The organism is Geobacter grbiciae, assembly GCF_018531165.1.
GTDB classification, from domain to species: Bacteria; Desulfobacterota; Desulfuromonadia; order Geobacterales; family Geobacteraceae; genus Geobacter; species Geobacter metallireducens.
Map to the genome: position 1 here is coordinate 61559 of NZ_JAHDIW010000011.1, position 18137 is coordinate 79695.

Genomic DNA, 18137 nt, shown 5'->3' on the forward strand with positions numbered 1-18137 from the left:
ACCTCCATGGACTGATCTCTATTCCTGTCTCTCAGATGGCCTCGGCACCCTTTTCGCCGGTTCTGATCCTCACCGCCTCGTCGAGGGGAAGGATGAATATCTTGCCGTCGCCGATCCTGCCGGTCTTGGCGGTGTTTTCTATGGTTTCCACCACCTTGGCCACCACCTCATCGGCCACCGCAATCTCAATCTTAACCTTTGGAATGAAATCGACAACATACTCGGCACCGCGGTAGAGTTCGGTATGCCCCTTCTGGCGGCCGAATCCCTTTACCTCGCTCACGGTTATTCCTTCCACGCCGATTTCGGTGAGTGCGTCCTTTACCTCATCCAGCTTGAACGGTTTGATTATTGCCTCGATGAGCTTCATTGCTAACCTCCGAATGTCGTTGTTTCCTTCGGGACGCTTCGGCCGCCTAGGGGAAGTTGATATCAAGCTGCGTGGTGACGGTATTCTTGCCGCCGGTGTAGGCGTTGTTGTATATGTCATAGCCGACGATCAGCGAGACGTTTTTGGTGAAGGCCCAGGACACGCCGAAGTTCAGGGCGCCTGCGCCGCTGTTGCCGCTCTGGTAGTCGACCGCTGCCCACAGCTTGTCGGAAATCTCGCTCATGGTCCGGTCCCAGGAGAGGAGCAGCCCGTCATTGGCGGCCTTTCCGTTCTCGTCCACCAGCACCCTGCCGCTGCCGTGGTAGTACCCGGCAGAGATCCTCCCGATGACGGGAAGCGTCTTCGCTGCTAGGGCATACGTGATGTTCTGGGTGGTTACCCCCACTTTCGTGCCGAAATTGTAGCCGCCAACAGCAAGGGCCGGCGAATAGGGAAACAGGGCATCCTCAGGGGTGCCGATCTTCGCGTTGAAGTAGAAGGGACTGCTGTCGGTGGCTGAATTGGTGCCGGTCTCCATGTAATCAACCCCCACCTCCATCTGCAGCTTCTCGAAGGGGAGAACGCCGACCGTCACGCCGGCATCATAGGTATTGGTGGTGACGCCGTTGTGCTTGGAAGTCCGGGTATAGTTGTCGAGGCCCAGGTGAACCGTCTTGTAGGCCTGGACATCGGCGGAAGGAATCCATATCTGGGTGGAGGGGGTTGCCAGAGCGGCGCCGCAGGTGGCGGCCACCAGTGCCAGTGCCAGGGAAAAAGTCTTCACTGTCTTGTTCATGTCCATACTCCTTTGTAAGTATTATTTTGATTACATCCACACTGCACATATTCCCGGGGTCCCGCACACGCCTCCTTTCGTCAAATCGAATAAAAAAGGCGCCTCCGCTCCGTAGCGGAAGGCGCCTTTGCCTTGTCAATCCAAGTTGTTTCTCGATTGCTGTTCAGGGCCGGCGGCACAACCTTTGTGCTTCCGGCTCCTGGCAACGAATTAGCACAAGGCATGCCACCATGCTTCATTAAATTCCAGCCCCGTAATTACGGGAAGTTAGTGAACCGCGGATCGTGATGCGAACGGAATGAGGGGGATGAACCGCTCACCCCCTTCGCGTTTTGCACATTTTATAAGCATTTTCCATTTCAAGGATGATGCATCCCCTTCATGCCGCCCTGAGGGCGCACCGCTCCGAGGCATGGATCGTACGAAGCTCCCCATCGGAGAGGGGACGTTTCAGCCGCTGGGCCAGGTTCCGCACCTCATCCATCAGAGCACCCGCCTCCTGCCGGGAGAGCTCAATACCCATCTGCCGGAAACGCTCCACAAGGCCGCTGGTCCCTGAATGCTTCCCCACCACGATGTGTCGGCAGAGCCCCACCTCGGCCGGATCGAACCCCTCGTAGTTGCGGGCATCCTTGATGACCCCGTCGGCGTGGAGCCCCGATTCATGGGAGAAGACCCGCTCCCCCACCACCGCCTTCCAGGGAGGGACCGGCCGCTGGGAGGCCCTTCCCACGAAGCGGGAAATCTCGTGGAAGCGGTGGGTGTCTATCCCCGGATCGATGCCGCAAGCAAGCTTGAGCCCCATCACCACCTCTTCCAGAGCCGCGTTGCCTGCCCGCTCCCCGAGGCCGTTCACCGTGGTGTTCACAAAACGGGCACCGGCCTTGATGCCGGCGAGGGCGTTGGCTGTGGCCATCCCCAGGTCGTTGTGGGTGTGGACCTCGATGTCGAGGCCGGGGACTGCGGTCCGCAGGGCCTTCACCTTCTCGTACATGGTGAACGGGTCGAGGATGCCGAGGGTGTCGCAGAAGCGGAAGCGGTCCCCCCCCATGGCGCGGGTGATCTCCATGAGCTCGGCCAGGAACCCGAGGTCGGCCCGGCTCGCGTCCTCCCCACCGACGGAGACGTAAAGATCACGTTCTTTGGCAAAGCCCAGGGCCCGTTTCAGCTGCTCCCTGACCCCATCCCGGCTTGTGCGGAGTTTGTGGGCAATCATCTGATCCGAAACCGAGAGGGAGATGTCCACCGCGGCAACGCCGCAGGCCAGGGATGCCTCGATGTCGGGGATCACGGCCCGGTTCCAGGTGATGAGCCGGGCGTTGAGCCCCAGGTCCACCAGGGCACGAATCGCATCCCGCTCCTCCTCCCCCATGGCCGGGATGCCACACTCCAGCTCCTGCACCCCGATCCCGTCCAGCATCCGGGCAATGGCGAGTTTCTCCTTCCTGCTGAAGACGACCCCGGCAGTCTGTTCGCCGTCCCGCAGTGTGGTGTCGTCGATGATGATGGGGCTTGTGGTCGCGTTTTCCATGGCAGGCTCCTTTCCGTGAAAAAAAGAGCCCCGGATCTGGTGTTCCGGGGCTCCATTGCCGACTGCTCTCAGGTTGTCTCCACAGAAAAGCACAAGCCGTGCCACGGGATTCAGTTCTCGGCTAAAGCCCCGATGGCGTTGAACAGAGGGGTGACAGACATGATTCTGCTGCCTATTTCTTTGGCAGAATACCGAAATATTCAGACAAGGGAGGCAATGCGGAGGAAATTGGCAAGGAGCCGCCGGGAGGCAGCCCGAAAACCCGGCTCTACGGCCGCGAATTCCGCCACAAAACGGTCGGCGCTGGACGCCGTCTCGTCGTTCCAGCGCGCCCAGGTGGCAATGATATCCCGATTTACCTCCGGGTGAAACTGGAGCCCCCAGGCCCGCTCCCCCACGCGGAACGCTTGGTGCGGACAGTCGGGGGACGAGGCGAGGATGGTCCCTCCGGCGGGGATGGCAAAAGTGTCGTTATGCCACTGAAAGGTGACGAAGGGGGAAGAAATGCCGGCAAAGAGGGGATCGTGCTCCCCTTCAGGGGCAAGGGTGACGGTGAGGGTTCCCTTCTCGCCGTTGGCCCCTGGGGTCACCGCCGCCCCGAGGACATGGGCCAGGAGCTGGCCGCCGAGGCAGATGCCGAGAAAGGGGATTTCGGCAGCCACTGCCTCGCCGATGAACTCCTTAACGACAGAGAGATAGGGATGGGTCGCCGTGTCATGGACCCCCATGGCCCCTCCGAGCACAATAACGGCGGCCCCTTCGGCGGCCAGCGGAAGTTCCTCCCCCGCGAAGGGGCGAGCCAGCCGGAAAGGCACCCCCATCTCCTCCAGGTACTCGGCGTAGGCCCCGGACGGGACATCGGGATCATTCTGCACGATCAGAAGCATTGCTTTCCTCCGGTTGCAACGGGATTGGGCAGAAGTGGGTCTCTTCTCCCCGATCTGAATACCTGATGCACGGAGCAGGCCGGAATCATCCGTGCCGATTTTACAAAAAAGAAACCCACTTCAGGGCGGGTCTCTTTTCTTCAGCAAAGCATGGTGGGAGCGTTTTACGCCCGGATCATCACCAGAAGCATCTTGAAGCGGGTCACCGCCCGCAGGGCGTGGGGGTGATTGGCGGGCATGATGATGAACTGTCCCGCCGTCACCCGGTGATCGGTGCCGTCGATGGTGATGTCCGCCTCGCCGTCGACGATCTCCACGAAGGCATCGTAGGGGGCCGTGTGCTCGCTCAGCCCTTGCCCCTCGCCGAAGGCGAAGAGGGTGATGGTGCCGACTTTTTTGTCATTGAGGGTCCGGCTCACCACGGAGCCCTCCTGGTAAGCGATCAGATCCTTCAGGTCAATGGCGCGTCCCACCAGGGTTTCCGTTGTTTCGCTCATGATTTCCTCCTCAATGGTGAAATGGTCTTCCTCTGCAATAACAGTACACCATTCCGGGGCAGGGGGATTTGATCCCCGTCAAAAAACTTTTTCTTCCTAATTTTGAGCTAAGTTTCCCCTGCTATCGTCCTAACCATACAGCACGAACTGCTGACACCAAAAGGGAGGAAACACCCATGAAACGAGCACTGAAGGCAGGATTAGCGCTTGTCGCCATCGCCACCATCGGGACTGTAACCGCAAATGCTTCCAAAGTACCGGAGAATGATGCGCTCATCATCCGTCACGCGGAAACCTCACTTATCAAGGCGGTAAGGGCAGCGGAACAGCAGACCAATGGAAAGGCAACGCGGGCCGAGTTGGAGCATGGAAAAAAGGGGTGGATCTACGAAGTTGAAGTCGTTGCCAACGGCACCACCTATGATGTCGCCGTTGATGCGGCCAAGGGGATCGTTCTGGCCTCTACCGTCGATAAAGCCGACAACACCAACGATCAGGACAAGGAAGATTGATCTCGACAGAAACCATCATCCGGGGAGAACAATCTCCCCGGGCAGGTAAACGACAATGGAAGTACTGAATCATAGGCTATTTATGCTTCTTAACGCTCCAGCCCATCCCAGCGAACTCATGCTGTTACTGGCTCGCGGTGCGGCCGAGGATCTCATCCTGCTGGTGCCGTTACTTCTGGTGTACGGCTGGCTGTGGGGAAACGAGCAGCGACGCATCGTTATGCTGGAAGCAACGGCAACCGGCTCGCTGGGCCTGCTGGCCAACCAGGTCATCGCCTTTTTCTGGCTGCATCCACGCCCATTCATGGTCGCCATGGGGCACACATTCTTGCATCATGCGGCGGACTCTTCATTTCCCAGTGACCACCTGACCCTCATCTGGGGTGTCTCATGCTCGCTCATGATGCGGAAGCGCTTTCGACGGGCGGGTATTGCACTGGCTGTAGCGGGAGTGCCGGTGGCCTGGGCGCGGATCTACCTAGGAGTCCATTTCCCGTTTGACATGGCAGGAGCTGCCTTGGTGGCTCTTATGAGCGCCTGGCTGGTGTCCCGCAGCGAGCGTCTGCTCATTGCTGTCTGTTACCGCCCGATGCTCGCAGCTTACCACCTGATTGCAAAACCACTGATTCAGGGAGGCTGGGTCGATGAATAAGCCATCCATTAATAGCGAGAAGGGAGATTTCTGACATGAATACACCATCCGGGCGGACAACCGGGCAACTCCTGAACAAAGTGCCGGAAGTCACCATCACCTTCTGGCTCCTCAAGATCGCCGCAACAACCCTCGGCGAAACGGGGGGCGACGCCGTATCCATGTCCATGAACCTGGGGTATCTGGTCGGCACGGGGATCTTCGCGGCGATCTTTGCCATAGCCGTCACCGCCCAGGTTCGCGCCGGACGCTTCCACCCCCTTCTGTACTGGAGCACCATCATAGCCACGACAACGGTGGGAACCACCCTGGCCGACTTTGCCGACCGCTCTCTGGGCATCGGCTATGCCGGCGGCGCATCGATTCTCTTCACCCTGCTCATGGGATCCCTCTTCGTCTGGCATCGAAGCCTCGGTTCCGTCTCCGTCGACACGGTCCGAACCAGGAAGGCGGAGGTGTTCTACTGGGTAACCATCATGTTTTCCCAAACCCTCGGCACCGCCCTGGGAGACTGGACGGCGGATACGGCCGGCCTCGGCTACACAGGGGGGGCGATGATTTTTACCATCCTGCTGGCAGGGGTTGTGGCGGCGTACTACCGGACCCGCATATCCCGCACAGCCCTTTTCTGGACGGCGTTCATCCTGACCCGCCCCCTGGGAGCGGTGGTCGGCGACCTGCTCGACAAACCAGTCAACGCCGGGGGATTCGGATTGAGCCGCTACACGGCATCGACGGTTCTTTTCAGCTTCATCCTCCTGGGGCTGTATGCCTTTCCCCATCGAGCCGCGGAGAAGGGCCACTGAGCCGGGGCGGGGATATTTCCCTGGTGACATCCGCCCGGCCTGGGGTATGGTATAGCTGACGGCATTGACACTGGCTGCACGCGGATAACGGCGGGCTAGTGGCTGTGCCCGCCAAGCCGTCCCCCCGGAGAGATGATGCGGATTTTGCTGATTGAAGATGACAGGATGATCGGCGAGGCGGTCGAACAGGCACTGAAGGATGCCGCCTATGCCGTGGACTGGGTCCGCGACGGCATCGCCGCCTCCGATGCCGTTGAGACCGGTGAGTATCAACTGGTTATCCTCGATCTGGGTCTTCCCGGAAGGGACGGCCTGGAGGTGCTGCGGCGGATGCGCGGGGCGGGAAACCCTGCACCCGTCCTCATCGTCACCGCCCGCGACGCCCTTGACGAGCGGATTCGCGGTCTCGACCTGGGTGCCGACGACTATCTTCTCAAACCATTCGCGGTGGGAGAACTGCTGGCAAGGATACGTGCCGTAACCCGCCGCCAGGCGGGGAGCACCGTCCCCCTCCTCAGCAACGGAGTCCTGGCCCTCGACCCGGCCACCAAGGAAGCCGTCTGCGGCGACCGGCGCTGCCGCCTCACCAGCCGCGAGTTTTCACTGCTGCAGGCCCTGCTCCTGCGCCCCGGCGCGATCCTCTCCCGCGATGACCTGGAGACCCGCATCTACGGCTGGAATGAGGAAGTGGAGAGCAACGCCGTCGAATTTCTTATCCATGCGGTACGCAAGAAACTGGGGAGCGACGCAATCAAAAATGTCCGGGGGATGGGATGGATGGTGGAACGCAACCGGTGAACGGCTCCCTGCGTCGCCGCCTGTGGCGCTGGATAGCCGGGGTAACTCTTGCAAGCGGCCTGGCGGCAGGGCTCTGTTCATACCTGATATCATTCCGGGAGGCCCAGGAACTTCAGGACGATCAACTCCGCCAGATGGCCCTCCTGATGGAACGCCACCCGGAAACCGCCGATGGCTGGATGAGCCCCCTGGGAAGTGTGGACGGCAATGATCGCGATGCGCGAACTGTCGTCTGCCCCCTGGGGGTCGCCCCCAAAAACCCGAAACTCCCGGTCCTCCCCGGAACCTTGCCTGAGGGATTCCAGACGCGGGTCCACCATGGAACGGCCTGGCGCCTCTATGTCTTTACCCTTCCGTCCGGTGTCCGGCTCGCCACGGGGCAGATGACGGCGGTACGCAATGAGATCGCCCGGGACAGCGCCCTTCTCACCCTGATTCCAATACTGCTGCTGGTGCCGGCCCTCTCTCTTCTGGCAGCCTGGATCATAGGGCGCGCCCTGGCACCGGTAACACATCTTTCCCATCAACTGGACAGACGGGATGACACCAACCTGACCCCCATAGCCGCCCATGGAGTCCCCTCGGAGATACGCCCCTTTGTCGCCGCCATCAATGGGCTCATGCAGCGTCTTGCCACGGCCCTTGAGCAGCAGCGCCGTTTCATTGCCGACGCCGCCCACGAACTGCGCTCTCCCCTGACTGCCCTGACGGTACAGACGGACAACCTCGAACAGAGCATTTCGTCGCCCGAGGGGAAGCAACGGGTCATGCAACTCAAAGCCGGTCTTGAGCGAGCCGGGAAATTGCTGGAACAGCTCCTGAGTCTGGCACGGCGCCAGGCTGGCGCCGCGCCCGCGACTGATGTCCCCTTCGACCGCCTGGTTCAGCAGGTTATCGAGGATTACGTGCCGTTCGCCGCAACAAAGCGGATTGACTTTGGCTGCGACCGGTTTGAGGAGGTTGCCCTGACCGCACCGGCGGAAGACCTGCTGGTGCTGGCACGTAACGCCGTTGACAATGCCCTGCGCTATACGCCGCAGGGAGGCAGGGTTGATGTCAGTCTGTACCACGACGGGGGGGAGATGGTCTTTCAGGTGGAGGATACGGGACCGGGAATTCCCTCCGGCGAAGAGGAGCGGTTGTTTGAGCCATTTTATCGTGTGGTGGGGAGCGATGAAACCGGCAGCGGTCTTGGACTGGCCATCATACGGAGCATTGCGGACCGCCTGGGAGGCACGGTGAGCCTGAACAACAGGAAGGGGACGAAAGGGGCGCTATTCCGCTACCGGCAACCTCTTACCCAAAACAACCGGTGATGGTATCGTTCGGGGGCGTTGACCGTTATCCCCGGTACGCACGCAACTCACGCCTCGGGAAACTCGTCCAGCCCAATGAGAGTCTCCCGCAATTCGTACCGCGCAACGGCGAAGAGTTTCTCCAGGAGGCGCTCCGTGGGGGCCGGGGGATAGAGAGGAAACGAGAGCCGGTAGATGAGGTCCAGGTAGCCGTCGTTCCTGTTCTCCTCAAGGAAAAGGGAGCCGTACGGGTAGATGGGCGCATAGATGAGCGCCTCCTCCATGACGGCGTCGTCATCGCTCCAGAAGGGAAGGATCATCTCCAGGCAGAGACAGAGTCCGAGCCCCGTGGGATCGTCAGCCACGAAGAGGAGCAGTTCGTCCTGGGGAGAGCCCCCATGCTCCAGCACCTTGGGGCAGGCAGTCGCGGCGGGGATCACCATGAGACGCCCGTGCTGGGGGTCGAGGCCGTAGAGCCACCCCCTGCGCTCCAGATGACGCTCGATCCGCTCGTAGGCCTTCACGTGCTGCGGGGCGATACCCTTGTAGAAATCCGCCCGAAGTTCATGGCGCTTCGCGATCAGCACCTCGAAGGGGATGCTGGCATCCTCGCCGGTGGCGGGACGGCTCCCCCGCAACTCGGGGTTGTTCACCACCAGCCGGAGGTGGGGCCGTTTCCGGTCGTCCTTGTACTGCGTCATGACGTTGTGCACCCTTTCCTGTGTCGTGTCGCAAATCCCAGCTTGTTTCCGTGGGATTATACCCCGAAACGCCGCCGGTGCCTATCCCTGTCAAACCTTTCGGCTCTTGCGGGCACAAAAAAGGGAGCCCCCCGAAGAAAGCTCCCCTTTTTTCATGTCTATCCAGAGATGACCTACTGCGCCGGACGCATCGCCTCGGCAACCACCTCGGCTATGTCCCGAACCTTGGTCTGGCCCGCCTGCTTGTCCTTGAGTCCGTCCTCGAACATGGTCATGCAGTAGGGGCAGGCGACGCAGATGGTATCGGGATTCTTCGAAAGAGCCTCGGTGACCCGGTTCAGGTTGATCCGGGTGCCGGTCTGCTCCTCCATCCACATCCGGCCGCCGCCGGCGCCGCAACAGAACGACTCTTCCCGTGCCCGGTCGAACTCGGCCGGGACCGCGCCGGCCACCTTCGCCACCACCTGCCGCGGTGCCTCGTACACGTCGTTGTGACGCCCCAGGTAGCAGGAGTCGTGGAGGATAATCTTCCCCAGCTCGCTCACCTGGCGGTTCAGCTTCAGCCGGCCGGCGTCCAGAAGCTGCTGGATCAGCTCGGAATGGTGGATCACCTCCAACTCGAGACCGTACTGGCGGTAGTCGTTCTTGAGGGTGGTGAAACAGTGGGGGCACTGGACGATGACCTTGGTCACCCCCCGCTCCCGGAAGATCTCCACGTTCTCCCGGGCCATCCGGTCGAAAACGTACTCGTTCCCCAGGCGCCGGAGGCTGTCGCCGCAGCACTTCTCGTCCTTGCCGAGAATCCCCCAGGAGATGCCTGCCGCGTCAAGGATCGTTGCCACGTTCACCGTCACCTGCTTGCTCCGGGAGTCGAAGGAGCCGGCGCACCCCACATAGAAGAGGTACTCGGTCTTCCCTGCCTCGAAGGGTTTTACATCCATCTGTGCGGCCCACTTGGCCCGCTCGCTGGGGGCGATCCCCCACGGGTTTGAGCGTTGCTCCATGTTCTCGAAGAGGTTCAGGAGTTCTTCGGGGAATGTTGTCTTCATCTCCACCAGATGCCGACGCATGCCGACCAGCTTCGAGGGGTGCTCGATCATGACGGGGCAGGCCTGAAGGCAGGCGCCGCAGGTAGTACAGGCCCAGATGGTCTCCTCGGTGTTGGTCCCCTCCCCTTCCGCTCCGATTAGGGGGACCCGCGGCGGCTCACCCGCCTTCAGGGCCTGCTCGTTGGCCAGCAGGTTTGCCTTCAGACTGTGCACCACCTGCCGGGGGTTGAGGGACTTGCCGGTGGCGTTGGCCGGACAGGCATCCTGACACCGGCCGCACTCGGTACAGGAGAAGGAATCAAACAGGTCCTTCCAGGTGAGGTCGGTGACTTTCTCCACCCCATAGCGGTTGCCGACAGCGAATTCCTCGCGGGGCTGGGTGCTGGTGCTCCCCAGGTTCTGGAAGAAGCAGTTGGGTATGGCGGTGAGGATGTGCATGTGCTTGCTCATGGGGAGGAAACAGATGAAAGCCAGGAGCACCGTGGCGTGCAGCCACCAGAAGAAGCTCCCCAGTGCCGGCAGGCTGGCGCCGCTCTCCGCGAGCATGTTGGCGGCAACGGCGGAAACCGGCATGAAGGAGGCCGGCTCCAGTCCCCCCACAATCTTGACGCCGTTCAGGCCGAAGGAGGCGATCATCAGCAGGGCGATGAACGAGAGGATGAGGAACGCCTCGAAACTTCTGGCGCTTACGTAGGCGCTGTCCAGGTAGGCCGGCTTGAAGATGAGCCGCCGGGCAAAGGAGAGGACGATGGCCGCCAGGGCAAACAGGGAGACGATGTCAAAGGCGAAGACCAGCGGGTGGTAGAGGGCTGTCGGCAAGACGTTCGCCAGGCGGAAGCCGGGGATGAGTCCTTCCAGGATGAAGGCGCCGTTGGCCATGAGGAGCACGACGAAAGCCCAGAAGATGACGAAGTGGTTGATGCCGAAGGGGCGGGCCACCACCCGCTTCTGGCCGAAAGCGTAGAGCAGCATGTCCCAGAGCCGCAACGACGGATTGTCAAAGCGGTTCTCGGGCCGGCCGAGACGAATGAGGCTCAGTTTCTTGCCGCACTGCCAGATGAAGACGCCGATGGCAATGAGGAACAGTGGAGTGAAAATGGTCATAGCGAACCTTTCGGTGCCAATCTAAGGGCTAGTTTTTGGGCCTGGGGTTAAAGAGAATGGAGCGAACTCCCTTGACTTTTATCCATCAGCCCTTTCTTTTCGATGCTTTCAGTTCCCGCAGCTGGCTGGTGATGGCCGGGACGATTTTGAACAGGTCTCCCACGATGCCATAGGTGGCCACCTGGAAGATGGGGGCCTCCTTGTCCCGGTTTATGGCGATGACCACGTCGGAATCCTGCATTCCGACGAGATGCTGGATGGCGCCGGAGATGCCGCAGGCTATGTAGATCTTTGGGCGCACGGTCTTGCCGGTCTGCCCGACCTGGCGGTCGTGGGGCATCCAGCCGGCGTCCACGGCGCTGCGCGACGCGCCGACCACCCCACCCAGCTCATCAGCCAACTCCTGGAGCATGGCGAAGTTCTCCGGTCCCATCAGGCCGCGCCCGCCGGAAACGATGAACTCGGCCCCGGCGATGTCGACCCCTACCTTCGTGTCCCTGATGATTTCAATGACCTTGGTGAGGATGTCGGCCTCGTTGAGGGTAATCTGCTCCCGGACGATCGCGCCGGTGGCGCCTTCCATCCGTTCGGGCATCGGCATCACGTGGGGGCGGACCGTGGCCATCTGCGGACGGAACTTGTCGCACATGATGGTGGCCATGATGTTGCCACCGAAGGCGGGGCGGGTCTGGCGGAGGTTCCGCTTGTCGTCCACGTCGAGACCGGTGCAGTCGGCGGTGAGGCCGGTCTTGACCCGCGTGGCAACGGCCCCGGCAAGGTCGCGCCCCATGCCGGTGGCCCCCATGAGGATAATCTCGGGCTTGTATTTGTCGATCAGGTGGCAGCAGGCGTTGAGGTAGGGCTCGGTGCGGTAGAAGCGGAAGACGTCCTGGTCCATGAGGTACGCCTTGGTGGCGCCGTAGCTGAAGGCCTCGCGGCAAAGGTGCTCCACGCCGTGGCCGATGACGATGGCGCAGAGTTCTGTGCCGATGTCCCGGGCCAGTTGGGCACCGACCCCCATCAGCTCCCAGGAGACCTTGGCGGGCTCCCCTTCGGTCTGCTCCACAAAGACCCAGCCCCCTCGGTAAGCGGCGAGCATCTGCGCCAGGGCGGCCTCCTCGGCGTCCTCTTCCTCGACAGCGGGGGCCGCTCCGGCGGCCTGCTGCCTGGCCAGTTCCTCCAGAATCTTCAGCTCCTCGGGGGTGAAGAACATCTCCAGGGCATCGGCGGGGCAGACCTTCACGCATTTAAGGCAGCCGATGCACTTCTCGGAGAGGATGATCGGTTCCCCCGCATCGCTCATCTCTATGGCATCCACGGGGCAGGCGCTCTGGCACCGGGCGCCGCAGGCGATGCACTTTCCCGGGATGGGCCGGGCTGTGCCCCGGGGCTTCTTTATCTTCTTTGGTTCAGTCATGGGTGAATACTCCGTATTCTTGTTCGGGCGCTTCGCGCGTTTGATCACTTCGTTCGATCGCTTCGCTCGTTCGTTTACTTCGTCTCGAACGTTTCGAACGCGGCGCTCGCCGCACGAACGTGCGAAGCACATCAACGAGCGTCAGCGATCGAACATCATCACACCGCCAGCAGATCCTTCGCCAGCAGCTGGTCGATGAGCAGGCGGGCCGTTCCCGTCGGATCGGCCATGCCGTCGCCGATGATCTCCCCCTTGTCCCGCTCGGGGGAGAAGATTCGGCTCACCCAGGTGGGTGACCCCTTGAGGCCAACGGTGTTCACGTCCATTCGCAGCACCTCGTTGGTCCAGACCGTTACCTGGGCATCGGCGGCGGCAAGGCGCATGGGAACAGAGGGGTAGCGGGGGCGGTTCAGCTCCCGCACGGCGGTTATCATGACCGGCAGAGTGGCTTCAACGACCTCGTAGCGTCCTTCCAGCTTGCGCCGGACCTTGATCCGCCGGTTGACCGGGTCCAGTGCCTCGATGCGGTCCACGAGGGTCAGCGGGGTAAAGCCGAGGCGCACGGCAATGCCGGGGCCCACCTGGGCGGTGTCGCCGTCGATGGTCTGCTTGCCGCAGAAGACGATCCCCACCTCTTCCCCGGTCTCCTGGGCGATCCGCTTGATGGCAGCGGCGAGGACATTGCTCGTGGAGAGGGTGTCGGCGCCGCCGAAGCAGCGGTCAGAGCAGAGAATGGCATCATCGGCCCCCATGGAGAGGGCCTTGCGAAGAGCGGCCTCGGCGTTGGGTGGACCCATGGAGAGGGCCACGGCCCGGAAGCCGAAGCGGTCCTTGATCCGGAGGCTCTCCTCCAGGGCATGGGTGTCGTACGGGTTGACGATGAACGGGATCCCCTCGCGGACGAGGGTGTTGGTGGCTGGATCAATCTTTACCTGGGTAGTGTCCGGCACCTGTTTGATACAGGCAATGGCGAGCATGAAAATCCTCCCGCCCGGTGAAGGGCTCAAAAGTTAGAGACGGAGTCAACGGGTCATTGCCTCCATCTTCAGCAGCAGATAATAATATCAAAAAATCAAACTTGATTTCAAGAATAGTTTGCTTAAATTTTAGGCATATTTTTTATTGTGAATAAAAATAATATTCACCCCACGCTCCCCAATGTGGCAAGGGCGAAAATCTTTTCCGGCTTATAGGCCGGCTCGTCACCCACGCACATGAGGACCGTCCGCCCGCAGGCGGCAAAGCCGGCATGAGCGAGAACAGAGGCGGCGGCACTATTGCGGGCCGGCACGTCGAGGAGAACCTGCGCCCCCCCCTGCAGGCGGGAGAGCGCCCGCCCCAGGAGCTCCCCGGCAACGCCCCGTCCCTCTGCCGCCCAAGGGCCCAGCTGAAAGCCGCTTCCGCACGGCTGGGTCACCAGGAAGCCTCCGTTCTCCCGCAGCACTATTCCCCGAGCAGCCACGGCACTCAGGACACACCTGCGGTCATCACCCCATCCGGCACGATCGAGGGCAACCAATTCGTCCGGAGCAACGAGGTCATCGTGCCAGTGCGCCCCCCCCGTGGCCGTTCCGCGCCAGCGAACCACGCCGTCCATTTCCCGGAACCCCATTTTCTCGTAAAGGGGACGTCCCTGCGCCGATGCGGTGAGCCAGACGGTCCTGACTCCGGAGTCCAGGAGCTCGCCCATGGCCCGGCCCATGAGGAGGGTTCCGTATCCCCGTCCGCGATACTCCTCCGCCACGATCAGGTTGCCGATCCAGCCGCTCGCGCCGTAGCGGATCGCTGTGACGAACGCTACGGGCCGCCCGTTTTCCTCCACGGCGAGGCAACCTCGGGGAAAGCTTTCCAGGATGAATGCGAACTCCCATGGGTCGCTGCTCCATCCCTCGGCGGCGGCCAAGGCCAGGAACAGGGGAACGTCATCGGGATAAAAGGGCCTGATCTTCATGCCCGCCTCAAACGGCAACGGGAAGCGGAGTGCCAGACTCCGTCACGGTGGCATCCCGGCCGATGAGCCCCACGGCGTCGGCCCGGCACTGGCGGCAGTGCTTGAACTGGCCGATGATCGACTCGTTTCGCTGCCGCATCCGGTCCAGCTCTTCGGGCGGCGGCGGGCTGATATGGGCGAAATCGGCCTGGGGTATGAGCGGCATTATATTCATGACAAAGGCGCCGAGCTCCTTGATTTTTCTTCCGATAAGGGGCACCTGCTCCTCGTTGACCCCGGGGATGTAGACGGTGTTCACCTTCACCGTCATCCCGTATCCCACGGCCCGCCGGATCCCCTCCAGCTGGTTGGCCACCAGGATCTCCGCCGCCTCGACGCCCCGAAAAACCTGGCCTTGATAGCTGATGTGTCCGTAAATCCGCGCCCCCACCGCCGGATCGAGGGCATTGAGGGTAACGGTGAGGCTGTGGAGATCCAGTTGGTGGAGCCGGTCGATGGCGTCAGGGAGGAGGAGCCCGTTGGTGCTCATGCACTTCATGAGATGGGGGAACTCCTCCCCCACGAGGCGGAACGTCTCAAAGGTCTCTTCGTTGGCCAAGGGGTCGCCGGGGCCGGCAATGCCGATCACCTTGATGATGGGCCCCACCACGGGACTCGCCATCACCTCGCGAACCTTGGCGATGGCCTCGGCGGGAGTGATGAGCCGGCTCGTGACGCCGGGACGGGACTCGTTGGCGCAGTCGTGCCTGCGGGTGCAGTAGCCGCACTTGATGTTGCAGCGGGGCGCCACGGCCAGGTGCATCCGGCCGTTCTTGTGGTGGTTGCCGCCGAAGCAGGGGTGCCCCTGGATCTTCTTCAACTGGTCGCATGATGTGGCCATCTCTACCTCCGTGCCCGAATAGGCTGCCTGAACGAAAAAAAGCCCGGCGGATTTCTCGCGCCGGGCTCCTGTGCCTGTCTTCCTCTCCACACGTCGTCGTATGGCCTTTGCCTTATCCATTAACATGAAGCGTGCCAGATCCTACCTAACCGTGGAAGTGACTGTAACGCCTTATAGTTAGCGGTCATTTAGTTATACTAAAAATTATTTTTCTGCCCGTTTTTTCCAAGGTGGATTAAAAAATAGGCAACAACGCGAGCAAGGAGTTACCCCCGCTGCTTCGCCAACCCGCCACCGTGCTCCCACAACACCTCGTTCCACCAAGGCTTGTTTATTGCAGCACCTTCCACCATGCCCCACCTCCTCGATCATCACGATATCCGCTCCCGGGCCCGGGCCGCCTTCATCGGACTGGCGGTGGGAGACGCCCTCGGCGCGCCGGTGGAATTCATGACGGCCGGGGAGATACGGTCCAAGCATGGCGTCCTGCGGGAGATCGTCGGTGGCGGATGGCTGCAGCTCAAACCGGGCCAGGTGACCGACGACACCGAGATGTCTCTCTGTGTGGCCCGGGCCATCGTTGCCGCTGGCGGTTGGTCCCTGCGCGGCATCGCCGAAGAGTTCGCGGGATGGCTCAGGACAAAACCGGTGGATGTGGGGGACACCTGTCGCCGGGGCATCCGGAACTTCATGCTCAAGGGAATCCTCGAAACCCCCTTCAACCAGTGGGACGCCGGCAACGGCGCCGCCATGCGGATGCTCCCGGCGGCCCTCTACACCCTCGGCGACGATGACCTCCTGCAGCGCTGCGCCCTGGAGCAGGCCCGCATCACCCACAACCACCCCCTTTCCGACGCCACCTGCATCACCCTCGGGCGCATCGTCCACCTGGCGCTCCAAGGCGCATCCAAGAACCGCCTCCGCCGGGAGGCAGACCTCCTCGTCGCCACTCATCCCACCTTTTCCTTTACCCCCTACCGGGGACTCGCCACCGGCTACGTGGCCGATACCGTACAGACCGTTTTCCACCATTTCTTCCAGGGACGCAGCTTCGAGGAATGCCTCGTGGGAACCGTGAACCAGGGGGGGGATGCCGACACCACCGGTGCCATCTGCGGCATGATCGCCGGGGCCTATTACGGCATGGAAGGTATTCCCCAGCGGTGGCTGAAGCGAATGGTGCGGAGAACCATGGACGAAACCGCAGAAGTTTCCCAACGGATAATCGAGCTGTCTCCGGCCCTCCGCAAATAATTTGGTAATTTGTCGCCCTCCTCTTGACGCCCGTTTTTTTTCTGCTAAAACGTTAACCGTCAGTTAACCGAAACTCATGATCACTGCAGGTATGGGCCAAGGAGGATCCACCATGAAGCGAACGTCACGCCTCGCCACCACCCTTTTCGTCTGTTTCGCAATCGTCGGTGCCGCTGTGGCGGCCCTAGCAGCCTCACCCGTCTTTCCCGTGGACCGGGAGTTCTACCCCTACTACCCGTCACTCATCAAGTGGAACAAATCGTCCGTCCCCTTCAACGCCCCCGAGGTCTGCGGCGGCTGCCACGACAAGCAATACAAGGAATGGAACGGCTCGGTCCACAGCCTCGCCTTCAAGGATCCGGTCTACCAGGGTGAACTCAACAAGGCAGTCAAGGCCGTGGGCCATGACATCGCACGGCAGTGCGAGGGATGCCACACCCCCATCGGCGTGGTCACCGGCGAGGTCAAGGCGCCGGGCCTTGCGGGGCTTTCCGCCATCGCCCTTGCTGGCGTCTCCTGCGATGTCTGCCACTCCATCAGCGGCGTGACCCACCAGCAGACACCGGCCCGGGTCGCCGAGAATGGCTCCTTCATAATGACCCCCGGCGTGGAGACAACCAGCGGCCAGGCCATCATCAAGCGCGGCCCCATCCCCAACCACAAGGAGTGCGGCGGAGGGTTCCACCAGTGTGAGGAATCCCCTCTCCACCTCCAGGCCAACCTCTGCGCCTCCTGCCACCAGGTCTACCACTACGACGACCACTTCCCCATCGAGGCCACGTACAACGAGTGGATTGCCGGCCCCTACGCCCAGAAGGGGATCATGTGCCAGGACTGCCACATGGTCGACATCCAGACCTTCAAACGGACCGCCGACCAGTTCGTGAAGCCCGAGCGCAAAGAGTACAAGCACTACTTCAGCGGTGCCAACTACCTCCTCACCTATCTGGCCTCCGGCGCCGCCAAAAAGGCAGGGGACGAGGAACTGGCCAAGAGCATGATGAACCAGTACGAGATGGCCGTGGAGCGGCTGAAATCCGCGGCGGAACTGGAACTGTTCCCCATCTATCACAACGGGAAGCTCGACGAACTGAAGGTGCGGGTAAAGAACATCCGGGCCGGACACAACCTCCCCACATCTCTCACCAACGTGCGTCAGATGTGGCTGGAGATCACCGCCAAGGACGAGAACGGCAAGGTGGTCATGACGAGCGGCACCCTCAACCCCGATGGATCACTTTCCGAAGTCGCCCGCAATTTCGCCTCCGACGGCATGACCAGCGACTTCCACTTCGCCATCGACCCCTGGAAAGTGGTCGGTTTCTCCAAGCATGACACCATTCCGCCCAAGGGGTACCGGGAGACTTACTACGGGTTGCACTTCCCGGCTGACCTAAAGAAGGTCACCATCGAAGCCAAGCTCCGGTTCCGCCAGGCCGACCAGAAGGTGGCCGAAGCACTCCTGGCCGCCGTGCCCAAAGACATCAACCTGGAGCAGATGTACGGCCTCAAGGCAGTTCCCCCCCTCCCCGTGGTTGACATGGTGGTGAAGGAGGTGACGGTGGATACGAGCAAGTAAGCAAGGCCTACACGGTTCGACGCAACAAAGCCCCGGTGGATCGCTCCGTCGGGGCTTT

At 61.6% G+C, this 18137-nt stretch carries 18 protein-coding genes; 7 read left to right on the plus strand and 11 right to left on the minus strand.

Features of this window, described 5'->3' with window-relative positions; all coding sequences use genetic code 11:
- Nucleotides 1–31: 31 nt before the first annotated feature.
- The 5 genes from KJB29_RS13355 to KJB29_RS13375 form a co-directional block, all read right to left on the minus strand.
- The gene (locus KJB29_RS13355) at nt 32–370 is read right to left on the minus strand and encodes a P-II family nitrogen regulator (RefSeq protein ID WP_004514085.1); all 339 of its coding nucleotides are present in this window, start codon (nt 368–370) and stop codon (nt 32–34) included.
- Between the two features lie 46 nt (nt 371–416).
- Nucleotides 417–1166, minus strand: coding sequence for a hypothetical protein (locus KJB29_RS13360; protein WP_215734972.1), 750 nt, complete (start codon nt 1164–1166; stop codon nt 417–419).
- 379 nt (nt 1167–1545) lie between these two features.
- Nucleotides 1546–2697 carry a homocitrate synthase gene (gene nifV / locus KJB29_RS13365; protein WP_215734973.1) on the minus strand — a complete coding sequence of 384 codons (1152 nt, stop codon included), beginning with the start codon at nt 2695–2697 and terminating at the stop codon, nt 1546–1548.
- 200 nt (nt 2698–2897) lie between these two features.
- Nucleotides 2898–3584: a type 1 glutamine amidotransferase gene (locus KJB29_RS13370; RefSeq protein WP_215734974.1), complete on the minus strand. Its 687-nt coding sequence runs from the start codon at nt 3582–3584 to the stop codon at nt 2898–2900.
- Nucleotides 3585–3748: 164 nt separating this feature from the next.
- Nucleotides 3749–4081, minus strand: a complete 333-nt coding sequence (locus KJB29_RS13375) for a cupin domain-containing protein (RefSeq protein ID WP_215734975.1) — start codon at nt 4079–4081, stop codon at nt 3749–3751.
- A gap of 176 nt (nt 4082–4257) precedes the next feature.
- On the opposite strand from KJB29_RS13375, the gene KJB29_RS13380 reads away from it, so the two are divergent.
- From KJB29_RS13380 to KJB29_RS13400, 5 genes are all read left to right on the plus strand, one after another.
- The gene (locus tag KJB29_RS13380; RefSeq protein WP_215734976.1) at nt 4258–4593 is read left to right on the plus strand and encodes a PepSY domain-containing protein; all 336 of its coding nucleotides are present in this window, start codon (nt 4258–4260) and stop codon (nt 4591–4593) included.
- Nucleotides 4594–4648: 55 nt separating this feature from the next.
- The gene (locus KJB29_RS13385) at nt 4649–5245 is read left to right on the plus strand and encodes an undecaprenyl-diphosphatase (protein WP_215734977.1); all 597 of its coding nucleotides are present in this window, start codon (nt 4649–4651) and stop codon (nt 5243–5245) included.
- Nucleotides 5246–5280: 35 nt separating this feature from the next.
- Nucleotides 5281–6051 carry a COG4705 family protein gene (locus KJB29_RS13390; protein ID WP_215734978.1) on the plus strand — a complete coding sequence of 257 codons (771 nt, stop codon included), beginning with the start codon at nt 5281–5283 and terminating at the stop codon, nt 6049–6051.
- 135 nt (nt 6052–6186) lie between these two features.
- A complete protein-coding gene (locus KJB29_RS13395; protein WP_215734979.1) occupies nt 6187–6849 on the plus strand; it encodes a response regulator in 663 nt (220 codons plus the stop codon).
- The gene (locus KJB29_RS13400) at nt 6825–8165 is read left to right on the plus strand and encodes an ATP-binding protein (protein WP_215734980.1); all 1341 of its coding nucleotides are present in this window, start codon (nt 6825–6827) and stop codon (nt 8163–8165) included. Before KJB29_RS13395 ends, KJB29_RS13400 begins: the two co-directional genes overlap by 25 nt.
- 47 nt (nt 8166–8212) lie before the next feature.
- On the opposite strand, the gene KJB29_RS13405 is transcribed toward KJB29_RS13400, so the two are convergent.
- The 6 genes from KJB29_RS13405 to KJB29_RS13430 form a co-directional block, all read right to left on the minus strand.
- Nucleotides 8213–8845, minus strand: a complete 633-nt coding sequence (locus tag KJB29_RS13405) for a hypothetical protein (RefSeq protein ID WP_215734981.1) — start codon at nt 8843–8845, stop codon at nt 8213–8215.
- A 173-nt stretch (nt 8846–9018) separates the two neighbouring features.
- Nucleotides 9019–10998 carry a (Fe-S)-binding protein gene (locus KJB29_RS13410; RefSeq protein WP_215734982.1) on the minus strand — a complete coding sequence of 660 codons (1980 nt, stop codon included), beginning with the start codon at nt 10996–10998 and terminating at the stop codon, nt 9019–9021.
- A gap of 85 nt (nt 10999–11083) precedes the next feature.
- Nucleotides 11084–12415 (minus strand): electron transfer flavoprotein subunit alpha, encoded by a 1332-nt coding sequence (locus tag KJB29_RS13415; RefSeq protein ID WP_215734983.1) that lies wholly within the window; start codon nt 12413–12415, stop codon nt 11084–11086.
- A 158-nt stretch (nt 12416–12573) separates the two neighbouring features.
- A complete protein-coding gene (locus tag KJB29_RS13420) occupies nt 12574–13392 on the minus strand; it encodes an electron transfer flavoprotein subunit beta/FixA family protein (protein ID WP_215734984.1) in 819 nt (272 codons plus the stop codon).
- 164 nt (nt 13393–13556) lie between these two features.
- On the minus strand, nt 13557–14366 hold the full coding sequence (locus KJB29_RS13425; RefSeq protein ID WP_215734985.1) for a GNAT family N-acetyltransferase: 810 nt from the start codon (nt 14364–14366) through the stop codon (nt 13557–13559).
- 7 nt (nt 14367–14373) lie between these two features.
- Entirely contained in the window at nt 14374–15246 is an 873-nt protein-coding gene (locus KJB29_RS13430; protein ID WP_215734986.1) for a radical SAM protein, read from the minus strand.
- Nucleotides 15247–15597: 351 nt separating this feature from the next.
- Here KJB29_RS13430 and draG point away from each other — a divergent pair, with 351 nt between their 5' ends.
- Together draG and KJB29_RS13440 are read left to right on the plus strand one after the other, a co-directional pair.
- Nucleotides 15598–16500, plus strand: coding sequence for an ADP-ribosyl-[dinitrogen reductase] hydrolase (draG, locus tag KJB29_RS13435; protein ID WP_215734987.1), 903 nt, complete (start codon nt 15598–15600; stop codon nt 16498–16500).
- A gap of 112 nt (nt 16501–16612) precedes the next feature.
- Nucleotides 16613–18079 carry a cytochrome c family protein gene (locus tag KJB29_RS13440; RefSeq protein WP_215734988.1) on the plus strand — a complete coding sequence of 489 codons (1467 nt, stop codon included), beginning with the start codon at nt 16613–16615 and terminating at the stop codon, nt 18077–18079.
- The last annotated feature ends 58 nt before the right edge of the window (nt 18080–18137 follow it).

What these genes read in the sequence shown, in the direction of transcription:
- KJB29_RS13355 (WP_004514085.1), bottom strand. Translation starts at nt 370, where the DNA reads ATGAAGCTCATCGAGGCAATAATCAAACCGTTCAAGCTGGATGAGGTA.
- KJB29_RS13360 (WP_215734972.1), bottom strand. Translation starts at nt 1,166, where the DNA reads ATGAACAAGACAGTGAAGACTTTTTCCCTGGCACTGGCACTGGTGGCC.
- nifV (WP_215734973.1), bottom strand. Translation starts at nt 2,697, where the DNA reads ATGGAAAACGCGACCACAAGCCCCATCATCATCGACGACACCACACTG.
- KJB29_RS13370 (WP_215734974.1), bottom strand. Translation starts at nt 3,584, where the DNA reads ATGCTTCTGATCGTGCAGAATGATCCCGATGTCCCGTCCGGGGCCTAC.
- KJB29_RS13375 (WP_215734975.1), bottom strand. Translation starts at nt 4,081, where the DNA reads ATGAGCGAAACAACGGAAACCCTGGTGGGACGCGCCATTGACCTGAAG.
- KJB29_RS13380 (WP_215734976.1), top strand. Translation starts at nt 4,258, where the DNA reads ATGAAACGAGCACTGAAGGCAGGATTAGCGCTTGTCGCCATCGCCACC.
- KJB29_RS13385 (WP_215734977.1), top strand. Translation starts at nt 4,649, where the DNA reads ATGGAAGTACTGAATCATAGGCTATTTATGCTTCTTAACGCTCCAGCC.
- KJB29_RS13390 (WP_215734978.1), top strand. Translation starts at nt 5,281, where the DNA reads ATGAATACACCATCCGGGCGGACAACCGGGCAACTCCTGAACAAAGTG.
- KJB29_RS13395 (WP_215734979.1), top strand. Translation starts at nt 6,187, where the DNA reads ATGCGGATTTTGCTGATTGAAGATGACAGGATGATCGGCGAGGCGGTC.
- KJB29_RS13400 (WP_215734980.1), top strand. Translation starts at nt 6,825, where the DNA reads ATGGATGGTGGAACGCAACCGGTGAACGGCTCCCTGCGTCGCCGCCTG.
- KJB29_RS13405 (WP_215734981.1), bottom strand. Translation starts at nt 8,845, where the DNA reads ATGACGCAGTACAAGGACGACCGGAAACGGCCCCACCTCCGGCTGGTG.
- KJB29_RS13410 (WP_215734982.1), bottom strand. Translation starts at nt 10,998, where the DNA reads ATGACCATTTTCACTCCACTGTTCCTCATTGCCATCGGCGTCTTCATC.
- KJB29_RS13415 (WP_215734983.1), bottom strand. Translation starts at nt 12,415, where the DNA reads ATGACTGAACCAAAGAAGATAAAGAAGCCCCGGGGCACAGCCCGGCCC.
- KJB29_RS13420 (WP_215734984.1), bottom strand. Translation starts at nt 13,392, where the DNA reads ATGCTCGCCATTGCCTGTATCAAACAGGTGCCGGACACTACCCAGGTA.
- KJB29_RS13425 (WP_215734985.1), bottom strand. Translation starts at nt 14,366, where the DNA reads ATGAAGATCAGGCCCTTTTATCCCGATGACGTTCCCCTGTTCCTGGCC.
- KJB29_RS13430 (WP_215734986.1), bottom strand. Translation starts at nt 15,246, where the DNA reads ATGGCCACATCATGCGACCAGTTGAAGAAGATCCAGGGGCACCCCTGC.
- draG (WP_215734987.1), top strand. Translation starts at nt 15,598, where the DNA reads ATGCCCCACCTCCTCGATCATCACGATATCCGCTCCCGGGCCCGGGCC.
- KJB29_RS13440 (WP_215734988.1), top strand. Translation starts at nt 16,613, where the DNA reads ATGAAGCGAACGTCACGCCTCGCCACCACCCTTTTCGTCTGTTTCGCA.